At 63.8% G+C, this 3,421-nt stretch carries 4 protein-coding genes and 1 pseudogene; 4 read left to right on the forward strand and 1 reads right to left on the reverse strand.

Annotated elements, in window-relative coordinates:
- Window positions 1–397 precede the first annotated feature (397 nt).
- The 3 genes from J0695_RS21630 to J0695_RS21640 all read left to right on the forward strand — a co-directional run bounded on the left by J0695_RS21630 (window position 398) and on the right by J0695_RS21640 (window position 2,055).
- On the forward strand, window positions 398–1,024 hold the full coding sequence (locus J0695_RS21630; protein ID WP_242552998.1) for a hypothetical protein: 627 nt from the start codon (window positions 398–400) through the stop codon (window positions 1,022–1,024).
- Window positions 1,021–1,494 (forward strand): helix-turn-helix transcriptional regulator, encoded by a 474-nt coding sequence (locus J0695_RS21635; protein ID WP_206963777.1) that lies wholly within the window; start codon window positions 1,021–1,023, stop codon window positions 1,492–1,494. The genes J0695_RS21630 and J0695_RS21635 overlap by 4 nt, the downstream gene beginning before the upstream one ends.
- Before the next feature lie 168 nt (window positions 1,495–1,662).
- Window positions 1,663–2,055 carry a hypothetical protein gene (locus J0695_RS21640; RefSeq protein ID WP_206963778.1) on the forward strand — a complete coding sequence of 131 codons (393 nt, stop codon included), beginning with the start codon at window positions 1,663–1,665 and terminating at the stop codon, window positions 2,053–2,055.
- A 46-nt stretch (window positions 2,056–2,101) separates the two neighbouring features.
- Here the strand turns inward: J0695_RS21640 and J0695_RS21645 are convergent, their stop codons facing one another.
- Window positions 2,102–2,671: a transcriptional regulator gene (locus J0695_RS21645; protein ID WP_206963779.1), complete on the reverse strand. Its 570-nt coding sequence runs from the start codon at window positions 2,669–2,671 to the stop codon at window positions 2,102–2,104.
- A gap of 287 nt (window positions 2,672–2,958) precedes the next feature.
- On the opposite strand from J0695_RS21645, the pseudogene J0695_RS21650 reads away from it, so the two are divergent.
- A pseudogene (locus tag J0695_RS21650) lies at window positions 2,959–3,330 on the forward strand (transposase); the annotation flags it as partial.
- Between the last annotated feature and the right edge of the window lie 91 nt (window positions 3,331–3,421).

Here is a 3,421-nt window from a genome sequence, read left to right on the forward strand (position 1 = left end):
CATATGGGGTCGTACCGGCCACAGTTCCGGGCTTGGCCGGTACGACCCCATATGCAGCTCTGCATGCGCCGCGTACGTACAGCTTCCACGGAGCCCCGCGTGAAGCCACTTCAGCTCCGCAGGAAGAAACCCGCCGCGGAACAGTCAACAGGACTCCGGCAGATGCACCCACCTCCTCCCCGACCCGGACGTGGTCTCACCCTGAATGCGGTGGTTGGAGGGCGCAGTACCGGAACGTGGGGGCGCGCCTCTAAAGAACAGATAGAAGCAACCTTCTGACCTGCGGAAACGCGCGAGATCCATTCACCCAGAGTGAATGGATCTGGGAGGTGGGCGGCGAGATGCATGCACGTAGGTGACTAGACCATTTCTGTCCAGGGACATGATCGTGGCGTGCATGGATCTCCTGCATACCATCGCAGTTCTGGTATGTTATGCAGCACCAATGATCATGAAGGAGAGGCCCGTGGCCCAGCCTTTGAGGCGCAGCGCGGAGGTGCCGACGAAGGCGTCGCGGCTGGCCCCTGCTCCCCCTCCGGGTGATGCCGTCAACGGCATGGAGTCGGCGCGGGATCTTCTGAGGCGGTTCGAGAGGCTCGCCAAAAAGGGCGGCACGTTCAGTACGAACCCCGAGGTCAAGCCGTACATCTTCTACGGTGGTCAGCACCTGAGCACCTCTCAGGTGATCCAGGACAACCTGTGGAAGTTTCGGCTCTCTGGAATGTCCCGCCATGTCTTGGACCACATGGTGACCAACCACGACGAGCAGGCCATGGTGAAGATGACCCAGAGCGAACTCGCCGTAAAATTCGGCGTCTCGCAGTCGAAGGTCTCCCGGGCGATCGCACAGCTCAGCCACCACAACTTCACCTGGAAGGAGCGGCGGGGGGAGTACCAGCTTCACCCGCTCTACGCTTACCGGTGGGGCAGCGCAAAGCAGCGGCGGCTGGTGAAGTCGCTGGAGGAGACGCTGCTCGCCCACGAGATCGTCATCCCGACTGTGAGGAACGAGGCCATGCGATGAGCTCCGCCCCTGTCCCTGGTTTCCACAACCCGGAGATCTTCGAGGTCCTACCGAACGCCTGCCTGTCGCCGACGGCCCGCGACGTCTTCGACATCCTCAGCGCCCGCCAGCATCCCGGTGGCCTTGTACGCATCCGGCAGCAGGACATCGCCGAACGCCTGGGGCTCACACAGCCCGTGGTCTCCCGCGCGATCGGCCAGCTCCGTGACAAAGGCATCCTCAGCGAACGCCAGCGCAAGGGCGAGGTGCTGATCCACCCGCTCCTGGCTGCCTACGAGTCGCTCTCCCACATGACCAACCACCTCAAGAGTCCCGACACATTCGTGTGGCCACTGAACTTCCCGACCGGCGACGTCCGCCCCCCACGGGCCCGCGACGCACGCACCGGCACCAGCTTCGACCCCGACCCGGACGACGGTGAGGACTCACCCACCCCCGAGACCCCGCCCGCCCTCCGGCTAGCCGGCTGAACCGCCGTCGCGCATCACCATGTGGGGCGGCGGTCGTACACGGTGGACGCGCGACGATGCCGTCGAGTCAGCGGCGCTGACAAGCTTCCCGGAGTTCCACCCGCCGACCGCACCACAGCCGCGGACACGACAGCTGCAGTTCGAGGACACCGACGTGGAGGGACAGGCATGTTGATCCAGGCACAACTCGCTTTCGCAAAACTGCACGAGCTTGACCTCACCAAAGCCGCTCACGACCTCCTGAGCGCCCTCACCGAGCTCCAGCGGCCCGGTGGTGAGGTCAACGCCTCCCAGGCCGAACTGGCGGCCCTTGTGGGGCTCAGCAAGAACCGGACGTCCATCGCGATGACGCAACTACTCAAGCGCAGCATCGTGCTGCGCCCCGATCGCCGCTACCGCAGCTACTTCCTCCACCCCTACTTCGCCGGCTACACCTCCGTCGAGGACCTGGAGCAAGCACTCGCCGACGCTACCGAGGCCATCCAGGCAGGCGAACTCCCCGCACCAACCCCGCCACCCGAACCCCCACGACACCTGTCCGCCGTCCCCACAGTTGGTTGACGGGGCGTCAATTCTGGTTTCTGTACGGGATGTGACGGTCCGTGAATTATGCTGCGAATCCGATGGCTGACACGTATTCGTACTGTCCCCACTGGGAGCCGAGGTCCACGATGGTGTCCACCCACGCCTCATCGAGGGCGCTCGTGTCGCCTGCCGCCCAGGCCCGGACAACAGCGTCCCACTGACGGACGTTCAGACTGCGGTACTCCAGTACCCGCTGGAACCTGCGGTCGACCTGGGACTGGTTGAACGGATGAATCTCCACCCGAGTCCCTCCCCCACCATTGAGCCGCCGCAGCAAATACCGGGCCACGTTCTGCCGGCGCACCGTGCGATACGCGGACTCGATCTTCTCCAAACTGGCGCGGGACGGGCGACGCTTACCCTCCAGCCAGGCCTTCACGGTCCGGTCGGTAACAGTGAGGCCGGCCTCGCGAGCCGCCTGCCGGGCGTGATCCGACTTCGTCAGATAGTGCAGGCGTGCCAGCAGACCGCGCTGTGCCGTAACCGGAGTGGTGATGTAGCCGGCGAACTCGTCGAGCTGACGTGCAACGGCATCACTGCCTTTGATGCCTCGGGCCCCGTAATGACCGAAGTCATGTGTTCTCTCCGGCACTTAGGATCCCTTCTTCGATAACCTGGATTCCAAGAATACCCCAACTACCGTAATTCTGTTGCATTTTCAGTTGCAAGCGAACCAAATTATCAAACTCGGTTGATAATCAGGGCGGAACACAGAATATACCTTTCTCCCTCCCCGCCTGAGGCGGCTAATGATCCCAAATGCTTGCGCTTCTGGGCCGCTGGGCTGGGCCTGCGCGGCCTGGTAGGAACACACGGTATCCATCGACGTCAGCACAGGAGACCTCCATGCCTTCGAGCTCGTAACAGGATCTTGGTGAGATGTACTGGTCGGGCCGTGACCGGTGTGACGATTCGGCCGTTCGTGATGGTGTGAGTACTCGGCCGTGGATCGTGAACGACGACTTGTGGGCGCTGATCGAGCCTCTGCTGCCGCTGTGGCCTGAGAGGGCGCCAGGGCCACGGCCGGTGCTGGACCGGCTCTGCCTGCAAGGCATCCTGTACGTCCTCTACAACGACATAGCCTGGCAACTCCTGCCCCTGGAGCTGGGGTTCGGCTCCGGCCAGACCTGCTGGCGACGTCTGGACCGGTGGCAGCAGGCCGGGGTCTTCGACCAACTGCACCGCATCCTGCTGGCCGAGCTGAATGCGGCCGGCCGCCTCGACTGGTCGAGGGCCTGCGTGGACGGCTCTCGTGGTCTGCGCCCGCCTCAGCAAGGTCTCAACCGGAGGTAGTTGCTCCGTTTCTGTTGTCCGGAATCGCCCGCTCCGGGCCGTGTCCCGT

It is taken from the genome of Streptomyces beijiangensis, assembly GCF_017315755.1.
GTDB lineage: Bacteria > Actinomycetota > Actinomycetes > Streptomycetales > Streptomycetaceae > Streptomyces > Streptomyces beijiangensis.

What these genes read in the sequence shown, in the direction of transcription:
- J0695_RS21630 (WP_242552998.1), top strand. Translation starts at nt 398, where the DNA reads ATGGATCTCCTGCATACCATCGCAGTTCTGGTATGTTATGCAGCACCA.
- J0695_RS21635 (WP_206963777.1), top strand. Translation starts at nt 1,021, where the DNA reads ATGAGCTCCGCCCCTGTCCCTGGTTTCCACAACCCGGAGATCTTCGAG.
- J0695_RS21640 (WP_206963778.1), top strand. Translation starts at nt 1,663, where the DNA reads ATGTTGATCCAGGCACAACTCGCTTTCGCAAAACTGCACGAGCTTGAC.